The organism is Paenibacillus sp. V4I5 (genome assembly GCF_030817255.1).
In the GTDB taxonomy this organism is placed as follows: domain Bacteria; phylum Bacillota; class Bacilli; order Paenibacillales; family NBRC-103111; genus Paenibacillus_E.
In genome coordinates this window covers 4,344,324-4,368,549 of the sequence record NZ_JAUSZB010000002.1, presented here as the reverse complement: position 1 = coordinate 4,368,549, position 24,226 = coordinate 4,344,324, and the positions used below count along the sequence as shown (strand labels likewise).

General features: G+C 46.9%; 19 protein-coding genes and 1 riboswitch. Of the genes, 15 read left to right on the top strand and 4 right to left on the bottom strand.

All coding sequences use genetic code 11. The features are described from left to right. The first annotated feature begins 11 nt into the window (after positions 1 to 11). Both QFZ78_RS21885 and QFZ78_RS21880 read left to right on the top strand, forming a co-directional pair. Positions 12 to 2,066, top strand: coding sequence for an ABC transporter ATP-binding protein (locus QFZ78_RS21885; protein WP_307555830.1), 2,055 nt, complete (start codon positions 12 to 14; stop codon positions 2,064 to 2,066). 167 nt (positions 2,067 to 2,233) lie between these two features. Continuing rightward, positions 2,234 to 2,548, top strand: coding sequence for a hypothetical protein (locus QFZ78_RS21880; protein WP_307550655.1), 315 nt, complete (start codon positions 2,234 to 2,236; stop codon positions 2,546 to 2,548). 545 nt (positions 2,549 to 3,093) lie between these two features. Here the strand turns inward: QFZ78_RS21880 and QFZ78_RS21875 are convergent. Continuing rightward, on the bottom strand, positions 3,094 to 3,717 hold the full coding sequence (locus QFZ78_RS21875; RefSeq protein WP_307550654.1) for an NAD(P)-dependent oxidoreductase: 624 nt from the start codon (positions 3,715 to 3,717) through the stop codon (positions 3,094 to 3,096). 260 nt (positions 3,718 to 3,977) lie between these two features. Between QFZ78_RS21875 and QFZ78_RS21870 the strand changes: the two genes are divergently transcribed. From QFZ78_RS21870 to QFZ78_RS21860, 3 genes are all read left to right on the top strand, one after another. Then, positions 3,978 to 4,127 (top strand): hypothetical protein, encoded by a 150-nt coding sequence (locus tag QFZ78_RS21870; protein ID WP_307550653.1) that lies wholly within the window; start codon positions 3,978 to 3,980, stop codon positions 4,125 to 4,127. Between the two features lie 118 nt (positions 4,128 to 4,245). Beyond that, complete coding sequence (gene rluF / locus QFZ78_RS21865; RefSeq protein ID WP_307550651.1) at positions 4,246 to 4,959, top strand: 23S rRNA pseudouridine(2604) synthase RluF; 714 nt, start codon at positions 4,246 to 4,248, stop codon at positions 4,957 to 4,959. A 260-nt stretch (positions 4,960 to 5,219) separates the two neighbouring features. Continuing rightward, positions 5,220 to 7,580 (top strand): S-layer homology domain-containing protein, encoded by a 2,361-nt coding sequence (locus QFZ78_RS21860; protein WP_307550649.1) that lies wholly within the window; start codon positions 5,220 to 5,222, stop codon positions 7,578 to 7,580. 156 nt (positions 7,581 to 7,736) lie between these two features. Here QFZ78_RS21860 and QFZ78_RS21855 read toward each other — a convergent pair whose 3' ends face one another. Then, positions 7,737 to 7,898, bottom strand: coding sequence for a hypothetical protein (locus QFZ78_RS21855; RefSeq protein WP_173184903.1), 162 nt, complete (start codon positions 7,896 to 7,898; stop codon positions 7,737 to 7,739). Positions 7,899 to 8,065: 167 nt separating this feature from the next. Here QFZ78_RS21855 and ilvA point away from each other — a divergent pair, with 167 nt between their 5' ends. The 7 genes from ilvA to QFZ78_RS21820 all read left to right on the top strand — a co-directional run bounded on the left by ilvA (position 8,066) and on the right by QFZ78_RS21820 (position 18,336). Continuing rightward, a complete protein-coding gene (gene ilvA, locus QFZ78_RS21850; RefSeq protein WP_307550647.1) occupies positions 8,066 to 9,322 on the top strand; it encodes a threonine ammonia-lyase IlvA in 1,257 nt (418 codons plus the stop codon). A gap of 61 nt (positions 9,323 to 9,383) precedes the next feature. Then, positions 9,384 to 9,472, top strand: a riboswitch (cyclic di-GMP riboswitch). Positions 9,473 to 9,559: 87 nt separating this feature from the next. After that, entirely contained in the window at positions 9,560 to 11,098 is a 1,539-nt protein-coding gene (locus QFZ78_RS21845; protein ID WP_307550645.1) for a putative bifunctional diguanylate cyclase/phosphodiesterase, read from the top strand. Between the two features lie 256 nt (positions 11,099 to 11,354). Further along, complete coding sequence (locus QFZ78_RS21840; protein WP_307550644.1) at positions 11,355 to 12,428, top strand: BMP family lipoprotein; 1,074 nt, start codon at positions 11,355 to 11,357, stop codon at positions 12,426 to 12,428. A gap of 129 nt (positions 12,429 to 12,557) precedes the next feature. Then, positions 12,558 to 14,099 (top strand): ABC transporter ATP-binding protein, encoded by a 1,542-nt coding sequence (locus QFZ78_RS21835; RefSeq protein WP_307550643.1) that lies wholly within the window; start codon positions 12,558 to 12,560, stop codon positions 14,097 to 14,099. Continuing rightward, a complete protein-coding gene (locus QFZ78_RS21830) occupies positions 14,092 to 15,171 on the top strand; it encodes an ABC transporter permease (RefSeq protein ID WP_307550642.1) in 1,080 nt (359 codons plus the stop codon). Before QFZ78_RS21835 ends, QFZ78_RS21830 begins: the two co-directional genes overlap by 8 nt. A gap of 1 nt (position 15,172) precedes the next feature. Continuing rightward, complete coding sequence (locus tag QFZ78_RS21825) at positions 15,173 to 16,156, top strand: ABC transporter permease (protein ID WP_171649599.1); 984 nt, start codon at positions 15,173 to 15,175, stop codon at positions 16,154 to 16,156. A gap of 179 nt (positions 16,157 to 16,335) precedes the next feature. Beyond that, positions 16,336 to 18,336 carry a methyl-accepting chemotaxis protein gene (locus QFZ78_RS21820; protein ID WP_307550641.1) on the top strand — a complete coding sequence of 667 codons (2,001 nt, stop codon included), beginning with the start codon at positions 16,336 to 16,338 and terminating at the stop codon, positions 18,334 to 18,336. A gap of 50 nt (positions 18,337 to 18,386) precedes the next feature. Here QFZ78_RS21820 and QFZ78_RS21815 read toward each other — a convergent pair whose 3' ends face one another. Together QFZ78_RS21815 and QFZ78_RS21810 are read right to left on the bottom strand one after the other, a co-directional pair. Further along, positions 18,387 to 19,151: an SDR family oxidoreductase gene (locus QFZ78_RS21815; RefSeq protein WP_307550640.1), complete on the bottom strand. Its 765-nt coding sequence runs from the start codon at positions 19,149 to 19,151 to the stop codon at positions 18,387 to 18,389. A 155-nt stretch (positions 19,152 to 19,306) separates the two neighbouring features. Continuing rightward, on the bottom strand, positions 19,307 to 20,164 hold the full coding sequence (locus QFZ78_RS21810; protein ID WP_307550639.1) for an AraC family transcriptional regulator: 858 nt from the start codon (positions 20,162 to 20,164) through the stop codon (positions 19,307 to 19,309). 233 nt (positions 20,165 to 20,397) lie between these two features. Here QFZ78_RS21810 and QFZ78_RS21805 point away from each other — a divergent pair, with 233 nt between their 5' ends. From QFZ78_RS21805 to QFZ78_RS21795, 3 genes are all read left to right on the top strand, one after another. After that, positions 20,398 to 21,579, top strand: a complete 1,182-nt coding sequence (locus QFZ78_RS21805; RefSeq protein WP_307550636.1) for a galactokinase — start codon at positions 20,398 to 20,400, stop codon at positions 21,577 to 21,579. Continuing rightward, positions 21,580 to 22,566 carry a UDP-glucose 4-epimerase GalE gene (galE, locus tag QFZ78_RS21800; protein WP_307550634.1) on the top strand — a complete coding sequence of 329 codons (987 nt, stop codon included), beginning with the start codon at positions 21,580 to 21,582 and terminating at the stop codon, positions 22,564 to 22,566. It begins immediately after the preceding gene. Positions 22,567 to 22,630: 64 nt separating this feature from the next. After that, a complete protein-coding gene (locus tag QFZ78_RS21795) occupies positions 22,631 to 24,208 on the top strand; it encodes a UDP-glucose--hexose-1-phosphate uridylyltransferase (RefSeq protein ID WP_307550632.1) in 1,578 nt (525 codons plus the stop codon). Positions 24,209 to 24,226 lie beyond the last annotated feature (18 nt).

The window sequence follows — 24,226 nt, the reverse complement described above, 5'->3', positions numbered from 1 at the left end:
AGGTGAGAACCCTGAAACAGACAGGTAAGCGATTATTTCAATACGCAGCGTTATTCAAAAAGCCCCTGCTCATTGCGCTGGTATTCTTATCGATCGCGGTGGCAACGGAGCTGGCAGGACCTTTTATCGCGAGACAGATGATTGATACCCACATTCTCGGTATCGAGAAGCCGTGGTACGAGACTACATCAGCGACGCAAACTAAGAAGGCTGTCCCTTGGGAGGGGACTTTTTATAAGCGAATCGATAACTTTGCAGAAGGTGAGCCGAAGGGGAAGGAGGTTCGCATTTTACAGGTGGGCAGCCAGTTCCTTTGGGTGGATCAGCCGATCGCCTTTGATGGCGTACGCAATCTAGCAGACGAGGGTAAGCTTACAATTACACAGGGGACGGAAAAAGCGGAGTATGCGGTTAAGAAGCTGAGTATTCAAGAGCTTTACACGTTCTATAAACCGGAATTTAACAGTCTAATGAAGCTTGCAGGTTTATATTTGCTGCTAATTATTATTGGAGCAGGCTTTACCTATGGACAGAAGTATTTACTTCAATCGGCGGCGAATCGGATTATTCAGCGCATGAGAAGTGATGTTTTTGCACAAATTCAGCGGCTGCCGATCAACTATTTTGATAATCAGCCTGCTGGTAAAATTGTATCGAGGATTACAAATGATACAGAGTCTGTGAGGGATCTGTATGTTCAGGTGCTTGCGAACTTTTTTACAGGTACGATCTATATCGTAGGCATCATCGCGGCTTTATTCGTTCTAGATTACAGATTGGCTTTATTCACACTCCCGGTTATTCCGCTGCTTTATGTATGGATCATTGTTTACCGTAAATACGCTTCCTTCTATAATCATGAAATTCGGGAACGGATCGGCTCGATCAATGGGATGATCAATGAGGCAATTCAAGGCATGGCGATCATTCAAGCTTTTCGCCGGCAAAAGGAAACGACCCAAGAATTCGAACAATTGAACGATGAATATACGAGATATCAGAATAAATTGCTTAGCTTGAACTCGCTGACCTCTCATAACCTGATGAATGTGGTTCGGAATTTGTTCTTCTTCGGCCTGATCTGGTATGTCGGGGGTAGTTCAATCAACACATTGATCACCGTCGGTGTACTGTACGCTTTCGTCGATTATCTGAATCGGATGTTTCATCCGATGGTCGGGATAGTCAACCAGCTTCCGAATTTAGAGCGTGCTCTAGTATCTGCTGACCGTGTATTCGAGCTGCTTGATGAGCAGGGCATCGACGTGGCTGTGGAGAAAGCGGACCGCTATCTGGGCAATGTGAAGTTCGAACATGTTCGCTTCGCCTACAAAGAAGGGGAGGATGTGCTCAAGGACATCTCCTTCGAGGCCAAACAAGGGCAGACGGTGGCGCTTGTCGGCCATACCGGATCAGGCAAAAGCTCGATCTTGAATCTGCTCTTCCGCTTCTACGATGTGAAGGAAGGCCGGATCACGGTGGACGGCCGCGATGTACGGGAGATGCCCAAACAGCTGCTGCGTCAGCATATGGGCATCGTGCTGCAAGATCCGTTCCTGTTTACAGGGACGATCGCGTCCAATGTCAGTCTGGACGATCCGTCCATCACCCGGGAACGGGTAGAGGCTGCGCTGCGCGAGGTTGGCGCAGATGAGATGTTCAAGAGCTTGCCGCACGGCATCGATGAGCCCGTGATCGAGAAGGGCAGCACGCTGTCAGCTGGGCAGCGGCAGCTGATCTCTTTTGCCCGGGCGCTAGCGTTCGACCCGGCGATTTTGATCCTCGATGAGGCGACGGCATCCATCGATACGGAGACCGAGGCCATCATTCAGGCCGCGCTCGAAGTGCTTTCGAAGGGGCGGACCACCTTCATCATTGCCCACCGCCTGTCGACGATTAAGAGCGCCGACCAGATTCTTGTGCTCGACCATGGCGAGATCGTCGAGCGCGGCAGCCACGAGGAGCTGATGGAGCTCCTCGGTCGGTACTATCAGATGTACCAGCTGCAGCAGGGACATCCGGAAACGGCATCGGCCGCTGAGAGCGAAGTGCGTAGCGGCCGGTAGATTGGCCAGGAGACAAGGGACGCGGGTTTCCGTCGTCCCTTGTTTTTCGTCCGTAAGCTCAACTACACCACCATTTCGTGGACGAAGCTCATTAACAAGGCTAAAGACTATCTGTCGGCGCTATGCTACAATAAGTAATATTTCCCTATTTGAAATGGAGGAGCATCATGCGTCCAGAAACGATTCGATTGTTAAACTTACTACAGCTGCTGTCCGAAATTGCTATTGCTGTCGGATACTTGATTGGTCTTATTCCGTTTGTATATTTGTGGTCGTGCGCGTGGGTGATTCCCCTCGTGTTCGTCAACTTGGTCTTTGCCATACTTACAAGCAATGGGACCACAACAAAGACGGTCATCAATATTGTTATGGCTTTCTTGAGTTTTATCCCTGTTGCGGGGTACCTTTTCCGCGTGATTGGGATTGTTATTTCGTGGATCAACATCCAGGCATTGGCGAAGGGAAGAAGCAGAGGTTACTAGTTGTTCGTATAACAAAGACGGATGGACGCCGGTTTAACTGGCTTCCATCCGTTTTTATTTGGGTTAGGGGGTAAAGTGACGAAACTTACCTTATTTAGGATAGTTAGCTGCAGATATTAGCTAGGCTAAGTGAAATTGTAGATATGCATAATCGTTCGGTCAGTAAGTATGTTTTTCTAGCGTTTTGTTAGCAGCTTTTTGAAGAAATGGAGAATTGGAAAGGCAAGTTGTACTGCGTACAACAATTTCTTTGATTTCTTCTTGGCATGCTAAGAATGTTGTATATTCTACAATAATTTCGCCCGTTTATAGCCTATAGAGCTACTTTAGGCAAAATTGTTTATTTCTTGCAACAATCGCGTGGACAACAGCGGATTAGCTTGCCTAAAGTTGTACTTTGTACAACTTTACACGGATAAGTAAGCATAAGCATTACCTCTCAGGGCCTAATTTGCGTTGCATCAACCTTTATATACACACTCAACCAAGGACGGCGCAAGTCGTTTTTTTGTTTGATTTTTGTTTGTTGTTTATTTTGATAACCCCTAGTAAGCAATCCCCACACGACAGCACACATACTCGCCCTCGAGAGCGACTCGATACGTGAAAGCCGCGGTGTCGCCCACGGAGATGGACATCCCGCCTTCGGGCAAGTAGTCCCGCTCAGCGCGGTACTGCCCCTGTGGCTCGCCGTCGGGTAAGTAAGTTGGACAGACGACTGTCCAACTTAAGCCCGAGGCGGCGAGCTGCTCCCACGCCTTGCGATGCTCTTCGGCGGCTCGTGTAGAGGAGCGCCGGGAGTCCGGCGCCTCATAGCGCAGCAAGCCGGGATGCTCTCTGCTTTGCAGGATGCCGGCTGTACCGACAGTGACTATTCGGCTTAAGCCTTGTGTTTTCATAGCCTCTATAAGTAGAGGCGTAGACTCGGTCAGCACCGTGCCGCCATCGGTGCCAAGGCAGCTTATGACCAGCTCCGCCCCTCGTAAGGCAGCATGTAGATCTTCTCCATTACGAGCGTCCCCTTGAAGTAGGGTTAAGCTTTCGGAGTGAATCCCCGTCAGCTTCTCCACGCTTCGAACGAGTGCTGTGACTTCGTGTCCGTCCGCTAGCGCTTTTTCCAAAATTCTTCTTCCTACTCTACCTGTGGCTCCTAGTATGAGAATTTGCATGATAGGACCTCCTTGTTACGTTAATGGTTGTCATTATTATACGCTTATCACACTCGGGGAGGAAATTTCCTCACATACCAAAAAGGATCTCGTGCTCGTATCCTCTTAACTTAATTGATTCATCCGTCCTGACCTCTTTATTCAGACGGGGCAGAATTCCCTTTGTTTGCGGCGGCCTGGGATTAGCGATTCCGGTTCCGTATGGATGAGAGGCGGTTTTGCGGCTGCTCTGAATTTTATGGGTGGCGAATACGTTTGGTTTGCGGGTAGCCATTCCTGCAGGTACAGGCGGTTTCAAAGCAGGAGGGGTTACAGGAGCTGCTCCTAAGGGAAACTATGCTTATGTTCGGCCTTTAACGGAAGGTCAACGAAAGCAACTACGTATCGTTCGCGCCGCATCGCCGAAATAGATCTTTTTCTGCAAATATGTCCCATACATCGATCCTTTTGAACGCTACTTGAACCGAGTGAGCGAATCCAGCATAATAGTAGGTACTTGATTACGGCATAGAAGGGAATTTCCCAAGCATGAGAATTAATAAATTTATTAGCGAAACCGGTGTTTGCTCCAGACGGGAAGCGGACAAGTGGGTAGAGGCGCAGCGAGTTACGATTAATGGCGAGGTTGCCGGACTGGGGAGTGTCGTTGGCCCTGGGGATGAGGTTCGGATCGACGGTCGACCGATTGGCGAGAAGAAGGAACATGTTTATATTGCACTCAATAAGCCTGTAGGGATCACAAGTACTACTGAAGCGCATATCAGAGGTAACATTGTTGATTTCGTTGGGCATTCGGAGCGTATTTTCCCAATAGGTAGACTGGATAAAGATTCCGAAGGGCTCATCCTTTTGACCAATAACGGAGATATTGTGAACCAGATTCTGCGAGCGGAGAACAACCATGATAAAGAATACATCGTGACGGTGAACCGGCCGATTACACCGATGTTTTTGCAAGGAATGGCTAGTGGGGTCCGAATTTTGGGCACGATGACGAAGCCGTGTGAGATAACCCAAGTTGGCGACCGCGTTTTCCGAATTATTCTCACGCAAGGGCTTAACCGGCAAATTCGCCGGATGTGCGAAGCGTTTGGGTATCGTGTGGTACGTCTGCAGAGGGTTCGGATCATGCATATCCATCTGGGCAATTTGAAGGTTGGCAAATGGCGGAATTTGACGCAAGGTGAAATGCAGGATTTAATGCACACACTTAGCAAAGAGAACACCCAATCAAGATCATAATGGCAGTAAATTTTACACATGTTTGTGCATTCGATAAAAGGGTGCTCAGATATGTGTTTTTTGTTGAGTAATCCGAGTTTTTTAGCTATAAACCGTTTCGATCTAGTGACATTTCGTGTAAATAAAAATATATAGTCGTTATCGAGTTTCTAAAGCAACTTTTTTCCAGTTTTACACGTCAAGGATTATTATGGAATCTCTATGTTTTAAAGCTTTAAAGCTGTCTTTTAGAACGTAAAACGTTGAGGAGGAAGATGACTTTGAAATTAATCAAACAAGCAGGAACATGGGTACTCGCTTCGACACTGCTGCTCACTGCTGCGCCTGGGGTTTGGGCGGCTGAAGATGCTGTAGGAAGCACGTCCATTTCACTCCCTGTATCTCCCGGTAAAGAGGATAAGCAGCTGGATGCCAAAATTACCAAAGAACAAGCCATTGAACGAGCTAAGACCTATATAACGCTGCCGGAAGGCTATACGTTTCAATCCATCAGTCTGAACACTTATTACAGCATGAATGGCCGAAATTTCCCGACGTGGAACATTAATTACACCAAAATAGTCAAAGATCGGCATTACGGCTCTTTAAATGTATCGATTAACGGCTTGGACGGAACGCTGACCTCTTATTCCATGAATGATAATGACCCTGACCACAAACCTAGCTATCCACCGAAGGTGGATTTCAAAGCTGCCAAGGAAGTAGCTTCTGCCTTTATAGGCAAAGTGAATCCAGATAAGCAGAAGGTGCTTGTTTACAATGATTCTGAGGAGAACGCATATCGTACACCGCTGAATGGTAATTATCAGTACAATATTCGGTTCGATCGATCTGTTGGCGGTGTGCCTTTTGCTCTGAATGGTATCAATGTGGTCGTCAATGGGGAAGGACAGGTTACGAATTATAACTACAATTGGGATGACAATGTCACGTTTCAGCAGAATGTAACGCCGATTACTAAGGATAAAGCTGCCCAAATGTTCCGCGACAAGGCGAATTTGTCTTTGCAGTATCAGATTCCTTACGGTGCCAAAGGAAAGAAGTTGCCCATTATTTCTTACATGCTGGGCGCCTTCTCTTTGAATGCTGAAACCGGTGAGATCTGGAGCCCAGTCAAAGGGATGGAAGGAGCTGAGGGGAATAAGCCGTTAACCGACAAGCCATTGGCTGCTAAGCCGGCAGCTACCTTGGACCTGACGAAGGAAGAGGCTGTGAAGAAGGTAACAACCGTTTTCAATCTATCCTCCGACTATAAACTCCAAGAAGCATCCTATAATGAATCGACCAACCCTGAAACAGGGGAAACCAGTTCGAACTGGAATTTAAGTTGGAATGAAGCCTCTGAGAAGGATTCCAAAGTTAAAATCGTCGGCAAAGGCGCATGGGCTAGCGTGAATAGCAAGACGGGAGAGATTACGAATTTTAGCAGCTACATCCCTTACGGTCCTGAAGACAATAAAGATATAGAGGGTAAAATTGCTCTGGAAGATGCGATAACAACAGGTGTTGATTTTGTGAAAAAGCAGCTTCCTTCTTACACCGATCAGTTGGTACTTCAAGTACAGGCGGCTAAAAATTATTCGGAAGATCAACTGAAACATATGCGCAATTGGGATATTAGTTTTAAGCGAGTAATTGATGGCGTAATTGCCGGAAATGAAGAAGTAACGGTAAGCATCGATCGTGTGACCGGCCAACTTGTTGGGTATCACTTCTCCATCAGCAATCTGCCATATCCACAGCAAAAGCCGCAGGTGCTGGCCATTGATAAAGCCAAGGATCTTTGGCTTGCACAGTTTGACATCAAGTTAAATTATGTGGTGGAAGGCAGCGGGTTCACCGGTGGAATTCCACTGGAGAAATACAGAGTGATGATGGCAGCTGGGGATGTCCCACAATCCATGGATCTGAAGGCAGACGGGAAACTAGATGCCAAGCTTGTCTATTCACTCGTTCCCAAATTCAACCGTGAACCTTTCCTCTTGGATGCGCAAAACGGTCAATGGCGGAATAGTGAAACGGGTGAAGTGATTTCTTTGGATAAAGTGACAGTAAGCGACATTGACAATCACTGGGCTAAAAATGAGCTTCAGCTTATGCTCGATTATCAAGCGCTGGATGTGAAGGATGGCAAAGTGAATCCGGATCAAACCATTCAACGTGGCGAGTTAGTCAAAATGCTCGTTATTGCCATGAATGGCGGTAACGGTGGTATTTATTACGGGGCAGAACGGAAGGCATCTTTTGCCGATGTGAGCAAATCTTCTCCTTATTTTGCGTATGTCGAAAATGCGGTTGATCGCGGTTTGCTAGATGTAGGTGCTGAATTTAATCCAGAAGCTGCGATGAATCGGGAAGAAATGGCACAGTTAATCGTGAAGGCGCTTGGCTACAAGAGCTTGACGAAGTTCGATGGGATCTTCAATGGCAATTTCGCAGATGCTGCTAAGCTTAAGAATGTTGGTGATGCAGCTATTGTGGTGGGGCTGAATATTATGTCTCTGAACGATGGACAATTTATACCTCAACAAGAAGTGACGAAAGCACAGGCGGCCAGTGCCTTCTACCGTTTCTTGCAAAGACGGTCTGAGCTGCAGGAGCAGCCTCGTTACTATTACTAAATAAGTGGTTGAGGGGAGTTGGCAAACACCTCTCCTAACAAATACAAGAAGCCTCTAATCCACTTGTTAGTGGGTTTGAGGCTTCTTGTGGTTGTGCTAGCTCCAGATGTGATCGTACCCTCATTGATGAGGACACAACACAACTTACGTCCTAGCTTAGAACATTGGAAATACATAACGAACTAGGAAATACAGAACACCGAAGATGATGACGATGTAAGCCGCATATTTGATGAAAGTAGAAGCAACTAAACTGGAATCCGATTTTTTCTCCACATGGCGTTCTTCGATATCGATATTGCGAGGCTGCGTCGACATTTGAATCACTCCTTTGAAGTTGTATTGCTATGTAATACCCTGCTGGGCATGAAGTGAAACATAGGATAAAGCTATACCAATATTATTTTCGTACAGGCGGGCAGAGTTGTGCTACAATAATCTTTAAAACTTTAATAGCACAATGTGGAGAAAGGAAGTAAGAGAAAATGGTTGTTTCCAGTAAAGTAGGTTTGGAAGATATTATTAGGGCCAATCATGTGCTCAGCAGGGTGATCGAACCATCGCCTTTGCAACGCAATGAGCTGCTCTCTAACTTGTATGAATGCAACGTTTATCTTAAACGTGAAGATATGCAAATTGTTCGTTCTTTCAAAATTCGCGGAGCGTATAACGTGATCCAAAGTTTAACACCGGAGGAACGCGAAGCGGGTGTCGTGTGTGCGAGCGCCGGCAATCATGCGCAGGGTGTGGCTTATTCCTGTAAACAGCTTGGTATTGAAGGAAAAATCTTCATGCCAACGACAACGCCTAGACAAAAGATTTCCCAAGTTAAGCTATTTGGCGGATCTTTTGTTGAAGTTATTCTCACAGGTGATTCATTCGATGATTCGTCTAACCATGCCAAAGCCTACTGTGCTCAAGAGAATAAGGTGTTCATACACCCCTTCGATGATGTCCGTACGATTGCCGGGCAAGGCACAGTTGGCCTCGAGATTTTGAATCAAATGCCCGAATCTCCTGATTTCATCTTCGCAACAATTGGTGGTGGTGGCCTTGCAGCGGGAGTTGCGACGTATGTGGATAGTGTTTCTCCACGTACACGTATTATCGGTGTTGAGCCAGAAGGCGCGGCAAGTATGACGGAAGCGCTCAAGCAGGGGAAGGTCGTGACCTTATCTACGATTGAGAAGTTTGTAGACGGCGCAGCTGTAAAGCAGGTCGGCGAGCTTACCTTTGACATTTGCAAAGAAAAGCTGGAGGATATCGTAATTGTTCCTTCCGGCAAGGAATGTACAACCATTCTGGAGCTTTACAACAATAACGCGATTGTCATTGAGCCCGCTGGCGCACTCCCGGTTTCAGCACTTGATACCTATCGGGAGCAGATTCGCGGTAAGAATGTAGTCTGCATCATCAGCGGCGGCAACAATGACATTGACCGTATGCAGCAGATTAAAGAAAGATCACTCGTGTATGAAGGCTTGAAGCACTACTTTATTCTTAATTTTCCGCAGCGTGCTGGGGCATTGCGCGAATTTCTAGAAGAAGTCTTAGGACCCACAGACGACATTACCCGATTTGAGTATACGAAAAAAAATAACAGGGACGATGCTCCGGCGCTGGTCGGCATTGAGCTCAAAAATAAAGATGATTATGAGGGGCTTATTGAGCGCCTATCCCAGAAGGATTATGGCTATATAGAAATAAATAAGGATCCCAAGCTCTTTAATTTGCTTATTTAAGGAAAATTAGCCAAATGCGGAATGGATATGATATAGTTAATTAGTCCCATGAATTCCCTTAATATCGTAAAGGCAAACTTATCGAAAGGTAAGGACGCAAAGCTGCAGGTCTAAGGTTGCCTTTGCAACAATGATGGCTGGGCTGCCGACAGGTTGCAGTTTACCTAGACAGGTACACCTACGGCTATTCCGATTCGGAATAGCCTTTTTTCTCATATCAGATAAGGAGGTTCAAGAATGAAAGGCATACTTTCTAAGTGGATACAGCATATGAAAGCGCAAACGTTGGTCTATCTGGGCGTGCTGGGCTTCTTTTTGTTGACCATTAATCTACTTGCTGCTTCTTCTTTCTCCTTTTCGCCTTACGTTTTCATTAGTATGCTTGTTCAAGCACTAATCTGTCTATTTTTTGCGAAGAGTGTAGGGCAACTGCTTCTTACTAGTAGAGAGCAGGAAGAAAAGAGCAAACAACTAGCCTTTCTGGCGTATCACGATACATTGACAGGATTACCCAATCGCCGATTGTTTAATGACCGACTGGAGCGGGCACTCCTGCATGCGCAACGCAATGAACAGCTGGCGGCTGTTATGTTCTTGGACATGGACCGATTCAAGGATGTCAACGATTCATTAGGTCATGCTTATGGTGATCGTTTAATTCGCCTTGCAGCAGAACGTTTGCTGAGCTGCCTGCGGGGGTCGGATACGGTGTACCGACAAGGTGGCGACGAGTTTACTATTTTACTAGAATCTTTTGCAAAGCCTGAAGATGCAAGAGTTGTAGCTTCCCGAATTCAAATGGCTCTGGAAGAGCCTTTTATCCTAGATGGAATGCCTGTAACCATAACAGCTAGTATTGGGATAGCATTGTATCCGTTAGACGGTATGCTGCCTGAGCAGCTCATGGCGTATGCAGATGAAGCGATGTATACGGCCAAAAACAGAGGACATAACCAGTTCCAATTCTATGCTTCTGACATCGATGCCATGGTGAAGAGCAAAGCTCACATGGAGAAAGAGCTTCGATCGGCCTTAGACAACAATCGGTTTGAAATCCTATATCAGCCTCAATATGAAATAACAAACCGGAAATTAATCGGAATGGAAGCGATCATTCATTGGAGCAAGGGAGACGCCCTCCTCGCATCCAGTATGGATTGGAAGAAAGCGGCCGAGGAAATGGGGTTCATGTTACCCATCGGGAAATGGGCTGTACGAACGGCATGCAGACAGATGAGAATCTGGCAGGATGAGGGCTACGCACCGCTGAGAATGACCCTAGCCGTAACGGCTTCACAGTTTAAAGATGAGCATTTTATTGAGGAAATTGCCGTTGTTTTGAAAGAGACAGGTATAGATCCGATGTTGGTGGAACTGGACCTTACGGAAAGTATCACATCTTCCAATGTACAAGAGGCTAGCGAGAAATTGATTATGCTGAAGAAGTTCGGTGTACGTATCGTTATGGATGACTTGTGTACAGGTTTATTTACACGAAGCGGGCTCGAAGGTATGCCGCTCGATAGCGTTAAATTGGATAGCACATTGATCCGGGATTTGGTAGACGACGATGAGAATCAGCTGCTGGCTGCTGCCATTATTCGTATGGCTCACCGTCTAGGTCTAAATTTAATTGCAAAAGGTGTCGAAACAGAGGAACAGCTGGAGCACTTAAGACTTTTGCAGTGTACGGAAGTGCAAGGAGTGCTGTTTAGCAGCCCTTTAGGACCCGAACAATTCCTGCGACTTATGAACGATAAAATTAACAAAGGGTAATCTAGATTTTATTAACCAGTGGTAGTATAATAAATAATTGGGGCTTGGAACCTATATTGTAGGGGCTTACAAAAAGACCATGTCAACTTGTATGACATAACGAATTATGTTATTTTGCTGGTGTATCGCTTTTCTCATAGGTTTCAAAATGATACACTCATCTATAGGCAGTCTTACATAATTTAACTAATTGTGGTCAACCTACAATGTGAGATTTCATGGTTTTAAATTAAATGATCTTATGGGGGTAATAATCATGAAGAAAATGCTTTCAACAGCTCTTATGGCTGTAACGGTTTCTGCATTAGCTCTTTCCGGCTGTGCCAAAAAAGAAGAAACGAAACCGGCGGCTTCAGCAACTCCGGCTACTACTGCAGCGGCAACAGCTTCAGCGGCGCCAAGCAACACCAGCGGTAAAGACTTCAAAATCGGAATGGTTACCGATATTGGTGGCGTCAACGATAAATCTTTTAACCAAAGCGCATGGGAAGGCTTGAAGGCTCTTGAGAAACAAACAGGAGCGAAAGTGAAAAACCTTGAATCTAAAGGCGATGCGGATTATACACCTAACTTAAACCAATTCGTTAAAGACGGTTACAACCTGACTTGGGGTATCGGCTTCTTGATGGGTGATGCACTTAAAACAGTAGCAACACAAAACCCAAATGCTAAATTAGCGATCATTGATAATGTTGTTGAAGCTCCAAACGTTGAGTCCGTAACGTTCTCAGAGCAAGAAGGTTCTTACCTTGTTGGTGTGGTTGCAGGTCTAACAACTAAATCGAACAAAATCGGTTTTGTTGGGGGTATCGACATCCCGGTTATCAAACGTTTTGAAGCTGGTTTCGTAGCTGGTGTTAAAGCGGTTAATCCAAATGCCAAAGTACAAATTAACTATACAGGCGCTTTCGATAAGCCTGACCTTGGTAAAGCAGCAGCAGCAACCATCTACAACGATGGCGCTGATGTCATTTTCCACGCAGCTGGTTCCACAGGTAATGGTGTGTTCAACGAAGCAAAAGACCGTGCGAAAAACGGTAAAAAAGTTTGGGTTATCGGCGTAGATAAAGATCAATCCCTTGAGTTCGGTGATGAAGTAACACTGACTTCCATGTTGAAACGTGTTGACACAGCGGTTGCTCGTGTATCCAAAGATGTTATTGACAACAAATTCCAAGGTGGTAAAGTCGTTACACTTGGTCTTAAAGACGATGGCGTAGGCCTTCCTGAAACTTCCAAGAAAAACGTAACACCTGAAATCTTGAAAAAAGTTGACGAGTTCAAAGCAAAAATTATTAGCGGCGAAATCAAAGTTCCTGAAAAACCTTAATGCAGGTATAAAAGTCGTAGCGGTTACGAACGATATGTGTACTTCTGTTCAAACAAGGCTAGTTATAATAACTAGCCTTGTTCTTTAGTTTTAGAGGTAATTAAAAAAATTGATCCTTAGGGTGATCTGATGAATGAAGTAGTCCCTGTTGTTGAACTTAGCAACATTACGAAGCGGTTTCCAGGAATAGTGGCGAATGATGCCATTAGCTTAAAGCTGATGAAGGGTGAAATTCATGCCTTGCTTGGCGAAAATGGTGCGGGTAAATCAACACTAATGAACATTGTGTTCGGACTTTATCAGCCGGATGAAGGCAATATTAAAGTGCAAGGCAAGGAAGTATTTATCGATAGCCCGAATCGTGCTATCGAGCTTGGCATTGGTATGGTGCATCAGCATTTCAAGCTGGTTCAACCATTTACCGTGACAGAAAACATCATTTTGGGTATGGAGCCCAAAAAAGGGTCCAAAATTGATTACAAAACAGCGCAAGACAAAGTACGCAAGTTATCGGAGCAATATGGTTTGCGTGTGGATCCAAAAGCGAGAATTGAAGATATCTCCGTCGGTATGCAGCAGCGTGTGGAAATATTGAAAACGCTGTATCGCGGCGCCGATATTCTTATTTTTGATGAGCCTACAGCAGTACTAACGCCGCAAGAGATTAGTGAATTGATGGTGATTATGCGCAATCTTGTGAAAGAGGGCAAATCCATCATTCTCATTACACATAAGCTGAAAGAAATTATGGAGATTGCCGATACCGTGACGATCATTCGTCGGGGCAAAGTGATTGATTCGTTGGAAATTTCGGAGACGAATCCACAGATTCTGGCGGAGAAGATGGTCGGGCGCGACGTTTCCTTCAAAGTGAACAAGCAGGAAGTGAAGCTTGGAGAACCCGTACTTCAGGTGAAAGAACTAGTTGCGCGTAACCAGCAGGGTTTGCCTGCTCTGAAGGGGCTTAACTTTGAGGTGAAAGCCGGAGAAATCCTGGGGATCGCCGGCGTTGATGGCAACGGGCAGAGTGAATTAATCGAGGCATTAACCGGGTTGCGTTCCATTGATAGCGGTCGTGTGCTGCTGATGGGAAGCGATATTACTAACCATACGCCGAGAGAAATCTCTGAGGCTGGATTGTCGCATATTCCTGAGGATCGGCACAAGCACGGACTCGTACTCGATTTTACAATGAGCGAAAACATGGTGCTGGAAACGTATTTTCATCCTGCCTATAACAAAGCTGGTTTCTTAAATTATGAAGCGATCGATCGCCATGCGGAAGCGTTAATTAAGCAGTTCGACGTTAGAACGCCAAGTATCTACAATAAAGCGCGATCCTTGTCGGGTGGTAATCAGCAAAAGGCGATTATTGCCAGGGAAATATACAAAAACCCCAATCTTCTCATTGCCGCGCAACCAACGCGGGGATTGGATGTCGGTGCAATCGAGTTCGTGCACCGTCAATTGATCGAGCAGCGGAACAAAGGCAAAGCGGTTTTGTTGATTTCTTTTGAGCTGGATGAAATTATGAATGTGTCGGATCGCATTGCCGTCATCTATGAAGGACAGATTGTGGGAGAAGTACTGCCGCAGGAGACGAACGATCAAGAGATTGGTTTGCTTATGGCTGGCAGTAAGCGCACAGAGAAAGGAGCTGCTCATGAATAAGGTTGCTCGTATTTTTACAAGTGAATCAGCGGTGAATCCGATCGTGGCGATTCTACTTGGGCTGTTATTCGGAGCGCTCGTTATGCTGGCAGGTGGATATAATCCGTTAGCTGCCTATGGAGCGTTATTTTCTCGGATTTTCGGTAATTCGTATGATATAGGGGAATCCATTCGTGCGATTACCCCTCTTATTTTGACGGGATTATCCGTTGCATTCGCATTTCGTACAGGCTTGTTTAATATCGGTGCCGAAGGGCAATTCGTCATGGGTATGACGGGGGCTACATTTATCGGTGTCAAATTGACAGGTCTTCCGTGGATTATTCATGCTCCGTTAGCTGTTATCGTCGGTGCACTTATTGGTGGATTGTGGGGAGCTATTGCGGGCTATTTGAAAGCAAAGCGTGGAGTTAATGAAGTTATTTCAACGATTATGTTGAACTGGATCGCTTTGTTCCTGTCGAATTATATTATTAATCAATTTCTTCTGGAGCCGAAGCAGCAGCGCTCCTACATGATCCAAGACTCGGCATCTCTAAGCATCACATGGCTATCAGCTCTGCTGGATAATGCGAGGATGCACTGGGGGACACTCATTGCGATACTAGCAGCGGTTGTATTCTACATCATCTTGTGGAAAACGAAGCAAGGCTACGAGCTGCGTGCCGTTGGTCATAACATCGATGCCGCGAAATATGCCGGAATGAATGTGAAGAAGAACATTATTAAAGCCATGTTTATCTCTGGCGTGTTTGCCGGGCTTGCGGGCGTGTTTGAAGTCCTTGGTGTATTCCACTATCAAGTTGTTTCAGCAGGCTTCCCAGGTTACGGGTTTGATGGGATTGCGGTATCCCTGCTAGGTGCTAACAATCCAATCGGGATTGTGCTCGGGGCCGCACTGTTTGGTGGATTGTCTTACGGTTCAGCAGGAATGAGTTTCGGAGCTGATGTGCCGCCGGAGATTATCCGTATTGTCATCGGTTCGGTTATCTTCTTCGTCGCAACCCAAGGTATCGTTAAATGGGTGCTCATCCCATTCTATAGTAAACGCAAGAAAGAGAGGGCTACGTAACATGGACCTGCTCACCATGCTTAACGCGTTTTTCACGAAATTTAGTGAACTTATCAACACGACGCTCGTCTATTCGACGGCGCTCATCTTTGGAGCCTTGGGCGGGATTTACTCGGAGCGCTCTGGAGTCGTCAATATCGGGATTGAGGGCCTCATGGTTTCCGGGGCATTCGCTTCGGCCGTTGGTGCTTATTATGCAGAAGAGGCGAATATGGGGATCTGGTCCCCGTGGATCGGTTTGCTGACAGCCATGGTATTTGCGCTCATATTCGCTCTGATTCATGCGGTAGCAACGATTTCGTTCAAAGCCAATCAAGTCATCAGCGGTGTTGTAATTAACTTCTTGGCAGCAGGCGTAACGTTGTATTTGGTTAAAGTACTGTTCAATGGTGCTGGTCAAACAGAAACGTTAAATGATGTGTTTTCCAAATGGGAAATTCCGATTTTGTCCAAAATACCGTATATCGGATATGCTCTCTTCAATGCTTATCCGACAACATACATTGCTTTAATTCTCGTAGCGGTTACTTACTATGTGCTGTTCAAGACACCATTCGGTTTACGTCTTCGGTCCGTTGGGGAGCACCCGAGTGCCGCGGATACCGTAGGGATTAAAGTGAAGCGTATTCGTTACATCGCCGTGTTGATTAGTGGTCTGTTAGGCGGACTTGGCGGGGCGACCATTACGCTCACAACAACAAGTGCCTTCTCGCATAACACGATCTCAGGTCAAGGGTTTATTGCTATGGCTGCGATGATTTTCGGTAAATGGCATCCAGTTGGCGCATTGGGCGCAGCAGTCTTCTTCGGAATGGCGCAGGCGCTCAACAACTTCATGCGTTTGTTCGAATTCTCAAAAAATATTCCGCAGGAATTCCTCTACATGCTGCCTTATGTACTGACCATCTTAGTACTGGCAGGCGCAGTAGGTAGGGCTAAAGCACCATCAGCTCTTGGTGAACCTTACGATCCAGGTAAACGATAAAAAAAACATGCACAGCTAGGGGAATATCCCTGTAGCGGTGCATGTTTTTTATTGTGAACAATTTCCAACCGATACGTGTCGGAAAATACAGGGAATATGTCGAATGATGGCGAAATCCCAATCCACTCGATATTTTTCATAATCTATTACATATGACAGCGGAAGGATGAATGTCACAAATGTCTGTTTTACGAACCTTGTTAGGAGCCAAGTCGCTCAAGGTGAAATTGACGCTGCTGCTGCTGGCCGTCTCACTGATCCCTCTTTTGGTCTCTCTACTTATTCTTACCTCTCAATCCTCTTCTCTTGTTGAGTCGGACACCAAAGATCAGCAAATGCATATTGCGGAGCTTAGTACGAGCGAGATCAATGCCTGGCTGAATGGCAAAATTGCTTCTATGCAATCTGTTGTTAAAGCCCATCCAGATTTTATTGACGGTAAGTCAAACGCGATCTTACCCGTTCTGAAAATTATGGCCGAGAGCGATCCGGAAGTGTATCGTTTTGCATATATTGACCCGCAGGGGGTGTCCATTGACACAGCTGGCGATAAGTTGGACGCAAGCAAATTTGATAATTTTAAGAAAGCTGCCGTTGATAAGAAAGTATCGGTGTCCGAAATCATAAAGGAGGAAAGCAGCGGCAAAAACATTATCATCATCGATGTTCCCCTCGTGGACGGCAAAGGCGATTTCCGCGGCATCGTGCAATCTTTCCTCTTTCCTGAACAAATGCTGTCCATCATCAATCGCATCAAATTCGGCGAAACAGGCTACGGCTACCTGCTCTCACCAAGCGGTACATATCTCGTTCACTCGAAGAAAATGGGACAAAAATTGGCGGAATCATCCACGGCAGAGAAGATGGATCTTTACAAAAATACGGTATTCAAGGATAAGAGCGGGTATATCCTATACAAAGAGCCAGATGGCACACTGAAATCAGCTGCTCATCAAACCATTGATGCCACGGGTTGGAAGCTTATTTTGACCGCCGAACATTCGGAAGTATTCCAAAAAGTAAATCAATTAAAGAAAAATTCAGCCATCATGCTGGCTGTTGCTGCGCTGCTTGTTATTGTAATAGCTATGCTCGTCTCGCGGATGATGATTCGCCCAATCACGACGATTTCATCCCTCATGCAGCGAGTAGGGCAAGGTGATCTATCTGGTCGATTGAAAACCCATGGAGATGATGAAATCGCCTCGATGAGCAAGAACATCAATGCGATGCTCGATTCTTTTTCCGAGATGATTTGCAAAATATCAGAAGCTGTTTCGCACACCGCCGCATCTTCCGAGCAGCTCACTGCCATAGCGAGTGAATCGACGAAAGCTTCCGAACATATCACCGTAGCTGTCCAACAGGTCGTGCAGGGTTCCGAAGCGAACTATCAGGCATCCGAACAAATTTCGACCGCAATGGGTGAAATGTCATCGGGCGTGCAGAAAATTGCCGAATCATCCACGAATGTCTCGGAAACAGCACAAAGTGTCGTTCAAGAAGTCGGTCGTGGAAACGGGGAAATTCAACAAGCAATTACCCAAATGCGACAGGTCAGTCATACCGTAGAACATACTGCCGAACTCGTGCACGGCTTAGAGGAGAAATCCGAGCAAATTCGCCAGATTGTTAGCTTTATTTCCGAAATTGCTACACAAACCAACCTGCTTGCCTTGAACGCTTCCATTGAAGCGGCAAGGGCGGGCGAACATGGCAGAGGCTTCGCCGTCGTCGCTAGCGAGGTTAAGAAGTTGGCGGAGCAAACAAGTAGCGCGACCGTGAACATTTCCTCCATTATCGGTGAAACGATTAGTGCTACGAAAGAAGCATCAAGCTCGATGCGGGGCGGACTATCAGAGGTTGAAAAAGGTTCGGCTCTCGTTCAAGCGGCTGGGCAAGTATTCCAATCGATTCTGGCCTCTATTGGGCATGTAAATGACCAAATCCAAGAAGTATCGGCCGCATCAGAAGAAATATCAGCGGGAACCGAAGAGGTGGCCGCTTCTTCTCAGGAGACAGTCAGTATCGTAAAGCAGGCTATGGATGAACTGCAGGCCATTGCCAAGTCGGCAAGTGGGCAGCTGCAATCGATGGAAGAGATCAACTCCTCCTCCGAATCGCTTAGCATGTTGACGGTCGATCTACAGGATCAAATCAACCGCTTCAAGTTGAAATAAAATAGGGAGTAAAGCACCTCATCCGACTATCGGTGAGGTGCTTTGTTTATTTATAGATGAGATCCGCCGCTTGCATCAATCAATTGCCCTGTTATCCAGCGGCTGTCTGAAGAGGCGAGAAAGGCCGCAACATCGGCCACATCTTCCGGTTGTCCCCATCTGTTAAAAGGGGAGAGACCGGTAGCGAATTTCTGCCCGTTTGGATCCTGCAATGTTGCAGCATTCATATCGGTATCGATGATACCAGGCAGGATGGCGTTCACCGTAATGCTGCGATTCCCGAGATGCTGAGCTAAGACGAAGGTTAGTGTGTTGAGCGCACCTTTCGAAATGCTGTAGCCCAGAAGATTAGGGAAAGCCAAACGGGTAACAGCCGAAGAAATATTGATAATGCGGCCTTCGTTTCTCAGACGCGGCAATGCTTGTTGGATAAGAAAAAGCGGTGCTTTGACATGGATGCCCATGACTTCATCAAAAGATTGTTCCGTCGTCTCCTCGATGGTTCCACCCTGCCCGATTCCGGCGTTATTAACAAGAATATCAAACTGATTACCACCAGTGTGCTTCTCGAGGGCTTCGTCCAAGCCCACATACAAATCTCGAACGCCGTTTACGGCATTCAAGTCCGCACCGAGCGTAAAGGCGGAGCCGCCTTTACGCTGAATCTCACGAACCACTTCTTCTGCGGCGTTATGATTCATTCTGTAATGGATGGCGACAATGGCTCCATCCTGCGCTAGACGCCGTGCAATCCCTCGTCCAATCCCCCGGCCTGCACCCGTTACTAAAGCAATTTTACCTGTCAGCTTGCTCATATCCTCATCTCCTTCAATGTTTTCATAAATAGTTTTATCACAGGGTGACATTCGAAATGTTGCTCTCTCATTCCGAATAAACTTTTATGATCGACATGAGTAGATTTAAGTTTGAGGTTATGGAGTCATCAGCAGGGACAGCTGCGACCTTAAAATTAAAGCGATTTGATTTGATTCCGATACTCGCTTGGCGAGACGCCGTACCAACGTCGGAATTGTTTAGAGAAGTAAAGCGGATCATAGAAACCTACGGATGATGCAATCTGTTCGATGGTAAGCTCCAGCCGTTCTCGAAGCAGCAGGCGAGCTTTATCCACACGCAGTTTCAGAAGAAATGTTACGGGTGTTACCTTGGTATGGCGCTTGAACATGCGCGATAAATACGCGCGGTTGTAGCCCAAACTCTCGGCCATCAGCTCAATAGTGATTGGCTCGGCGTATTGGGTGGAAAGGTAGTGAATCGCTTGCTGCACGATGCGATCACTCTCGGCTTCCGTGACCACGCCGGCTAATGTGGAAGCTGATAATGTTTCACAGTATTCACCGAGTAACAAGTGCAGGTATCCGATGGATTTCAGTTGTGCGTTTGCCTTTTTGGATCTTAGAGCTTGCTGAATATGGCGAAAAAGGACAGGGATGTGGCGGTTGCGTTTGGTATGAATAATGGGCTGCAAGGGAATAACTCCTGTTGAAGCAACTAACGCCGCGGCCTGCGTACCTGTAAAAGCGATCCAGCAATAGTGCCACGGATCGGTCTCATCGGAGACATAGCTTATGAGCTGTTCAGGCTCAATGACGAAGCTGTCCCCGGCGCCAAGCTCGTACTCTTCGCCTTGAGAGGAGAACACCCCTTTACCCGATATCACATAGTGGATCAGATAGTAGTCGTATACTTTGGGGCCTAACCGATGCTCAGGCTTCGTCTGGCTCTCACCCGCAAACAGCACGGTTAATTCACTCTCTTGGGAAGGTAGTGGATTCGAAACAACGTAATAGCTCTCTGACTTTGGCATGCCTACTCCTCATCTCCGATCGAAGCATCTTCATATACCATCACTTTATCATAAATCTTATAAAAAAGTAGTGAGCCTGAGATCACATTTTTCCATGTGGAAATAACATGCCTCCATAGCTAATTACACGTTCTTCTCGTATACTGAAGTTACAAAGATACCAAGCATAACGACTCCATCATCCTCAGATGACGAGCGAAATCACTTCTAAAACCACTAAAGGCGGTGCCAGAATGGCAGATTTGCAAGCTCTAAAAAACACGTTTATTGAAATTTACGGGAATTCTACAACGGCAATTTCAGCTTTTCATGCTCCAGGTCGGGTGAATTTGATCGGTGAGCACACGGATTACAATGGCGGTTATGTTTTCCCGGCAGCGCTAACGTTCGGAACAACGTTGATCATTCGTCCAAGACAAGATCGTGTAATTGGATTTGCATCGACAAACCTGGCACTTCGCAAACAAATTTCCATAGATGACTTGTCCTATCAAGAAGAGGATGACTGGATCAATTATCCGAAAGGGATTTTCGTACACTTGGCAAAAGAAGGTTTCCCTGTTACGCAGGGCTACGATCTTTTGTTCCACGGTGAAATCCCGAATGGTGCCGGACTTTCGTCCTCGGCTTCCATTGAAGTCGTTACAGCTTTTGGCTTATTAACACTTGAAAAGTATCCGATTGATACCGTGAAAATCGCATTGCTCGCTCAAAAAACAGAGAACCAATTCGTTGGCGTCAACAGTGGCATCATGGATCAATTCGCGGTAGCCAATGGCAAAAAAGATCATGCCATTCTGCTCATGTGCGACACGCTTGAGTATCGCCATGTGCCTTTTCAAAGCGGCAGCTACAAGCTGGTTATAGGGAATACGAACAAACGCAGAGGTCTGATAGACTCCGCATACAATGAGAGAAGAAGCCAATGTGAGCAGGCTGTGACCTATTTGCAAAAGCAGTTTCCTTCGATCACTTTGCTTGGTCAACTGAACCTTGCGCAATTTAACGAATTCAAACATCTAATTCCAGACGAAACCATCCGCCAACGAGCGCAGCATGTTATTGAAGAAATTGACCGAGTACTGAAATCCATAGAGGTGCTGGAAGCGAACGACCTTGAATCTTTCGGTAAGCTGATGATCGGGTCCCATGACTCGCTTCGCGATCTTTATGAAGTAACAGGGGTAGAGCTGGATACGATGGTTGCGGCAGCACTGAAGGTTCCGGGTGTACTTGGGGCACGTATGACAGGCGCAGGTTTCGGCGGATGCACGGTTTCTTTAGTTCATGAGGACAGTGTACGGACGTTTATCGATCAAGTGGGTAAAGAATATACGGAAAAAACAGGCCTGACACCAAGCTTCTACGTTTGTGATATCGGTAATGGTGTCGAGCAAGTCGGGGAGGCGTTATAAATGGCCATTCTAGTAACGGGCGGAGCAGGCTATATCGGATCTCATGCGGTAGCAGAGCTGGTTGCCAAAGGTGAAGAAGTCGTTGTCGTTGATAATTTGCAGCAAGGGCACAGAAACGCTGTGCTTGGGGGCAAGCTGTACGTAGGTGATTTGCGCGATGGCGAGTTTCTGGATACGGTTTTCACTGAGAACAGTATTGATGCTATCATCCATTTTGCAGCGAATTCGTTAGTTGGCGAGAGCATGACCAATCCTGCGAAATACTATCACAATAACGTGTACGGAACGCTTTGCTTGCTTGAGAAAATGACGCAATACGGCGTGAAGAAAATCGTCTTCTCCTCTACGGCTGCCACGTATGGTGAGCCTGAAAATATTCCCATCCTAGAAAGCGATCGCACTTTGCCGACGAATACGTATGGCGAGACGAAGCTGGCTATGGAAAAAATGATGAAATGGTTCGACATCGCGCATGGCATCAAATATGTATCGCTTCGTTATTTTAATGCAGCTGGGGCTCATGCTGGAGGCAAAATTGGGGAGGATCATAGCCCAGAGACGCATCTGATTCCTATCATTCTTCAAGTGGCTCTTGGTCAAAGGCCGCATATTTCCATCTTCGGAGAAGACTATGCAACAGAAGATGGTTCGTGTGTTCGCGACTACATTCATGTTAGCGATTTGGCAAGCGCCCATGTTCTTGCGGTTGAGAAGCTGCGTGGCGGAGCAGAAAGCAATATTTACAACCTAGGCAATGGCACAGGATTCTCGGTCAAAGAAGTCATCGAAATCGCCCGTAAAGTGACCGGACATGCGATTCCTGCCGTCATCGAACCGCGTAGAGCCGGTGATCCAGCAACGTTAATTGCTTCCTCTGAGCGTGCAAGAGCTGAGCTTGGTTGGAAACCAACACGTGATTCCTTGGAATCCATTATCGAGAGCGCGTGGAACTGGCACCAAAATCATCCGAACGGGTACGAAGAGTAGAGTAGGGAAGACCGTGCAGAACGGAGCTGAACAGAAGCTTGTTTTGTAGAAAGGAACGTGGCACATGGAACGGACAGTTAAAGCATCGCAGCTTGCCGCATTGACCATAGAAAGGCTCCTTCAGTTCGCTATGCAAAATGGGCTGATTGAGCACCTTGATGTATATATTTCACGCAATGCTTTGCTAGATTTATTCGGTCTGGCTGAACCTTATCAAGGCGAAGTGCCGACAGAGAAATTGAGCAGTCCGGTTGCCTTGCTAGAAGAACTGCTCGATGCAGCTTTTGAGGCAGGCCTCTTGGAAGAGAATACGACAACGTACCGTGATTTGCTGGACGCACGGATTATGGGGCTCCTAATGCCTCGTCCATCCGAGGTCGTGCATCAATTCTGGAACACTGCCAAAACAACGAGCGTTGAGGCGGCGACGGATTACTTCTACAAGCAATCCATCGATTCCAACTATATTCGGATGGATCGCATTCAGAAAAATGCCTACTGGTTGGCCGAAACAACGTATGGCGATCTCGAAATCACGATCAACCTATCCAAACCGGAAAAAGATCCGAAGGAAATTGCCCTGCTCAAAACACTGCCGCAAAGCAGTTATCCCTTATGTCTGCTATGCGCTGACAACTTAGGGTACGCAGGCCGTGTGAATCACCCGGCGAGGCAAAATCTGCGTGTTATTCCGTTGGAATTGGATGGCGAGAAGTGGTACTTCCAGTACTCACCGTACGTGTACTATAACGAGCACAGCATCATCTTCCATGAGAAACACATCCCGATGAAAACGACGGCGCACACGTTCTACCGTTTGCTGGATTTCATCGATCAGTTTCCTCATTATTTCATCGGGTCGAATGCGGACCTGCCGATCGTAGGTGGTTCTATTCTGAACCACGACCATTTCCAAGGCGGACGCCATAAATTTCCGATGGAAAAAGCACCAAGTGAGAAGGCATTCTCACATGCTGAGTTTGCCGGTGTGAAAGCCGCCATCGTCAAGTGGCCGATGTCGGTGCTTCGCCTGAGCGGGCACAACAAGCAGCAGATTTATATGCTTGCGAGCAAGCTGCTCGAAGACTGGCGCGCATACAGTGATGCGGAAGCGGATGTTCTCGCTTTCAGCGAGAAGGACGGACAGCGGGTCCCGCATAACACGATCACCCCGATCGCCCGCAACAATGCACGGGGCGAGTATGAGCTTGATCTGGTGCTGCGCAACAACCGCACCAGTGAAGAGCATCCGGATGGGATTTTCCATCCGCACCAGCACTTGCACCACATCAAGAAGGAGAACATCGGCTTGATCGAGGTTATGGGGCTGGCGGTGCTGCCAGGCCGCCTGCAAGAGGAGCTGGCGGATATCGCCAAGCTCCTCACCGGCGAAGCCGCATTCGGCCGCGAGATCCGTGAAGAGGCCAGCCATCCGCTGCATAAGCATGCGGAATGGATTGAAGCGATGCTTGCGAAGCATGGCGCTGCGCTGCAGCAGGACGGAGCGAATGCGGTGCTGCAGGCGGAAGTTGGCAGCAAGTTCATGGACGTGCTGCTGGACGCAGGCGTGTTCAAGCGTGATGAAGCCGGGCAAGCGGCTTTTGGACGGTTTTTGGCGGCTGCGGGCTTTGCACAGTTGTAATTGTAGTTGGAACTCTCC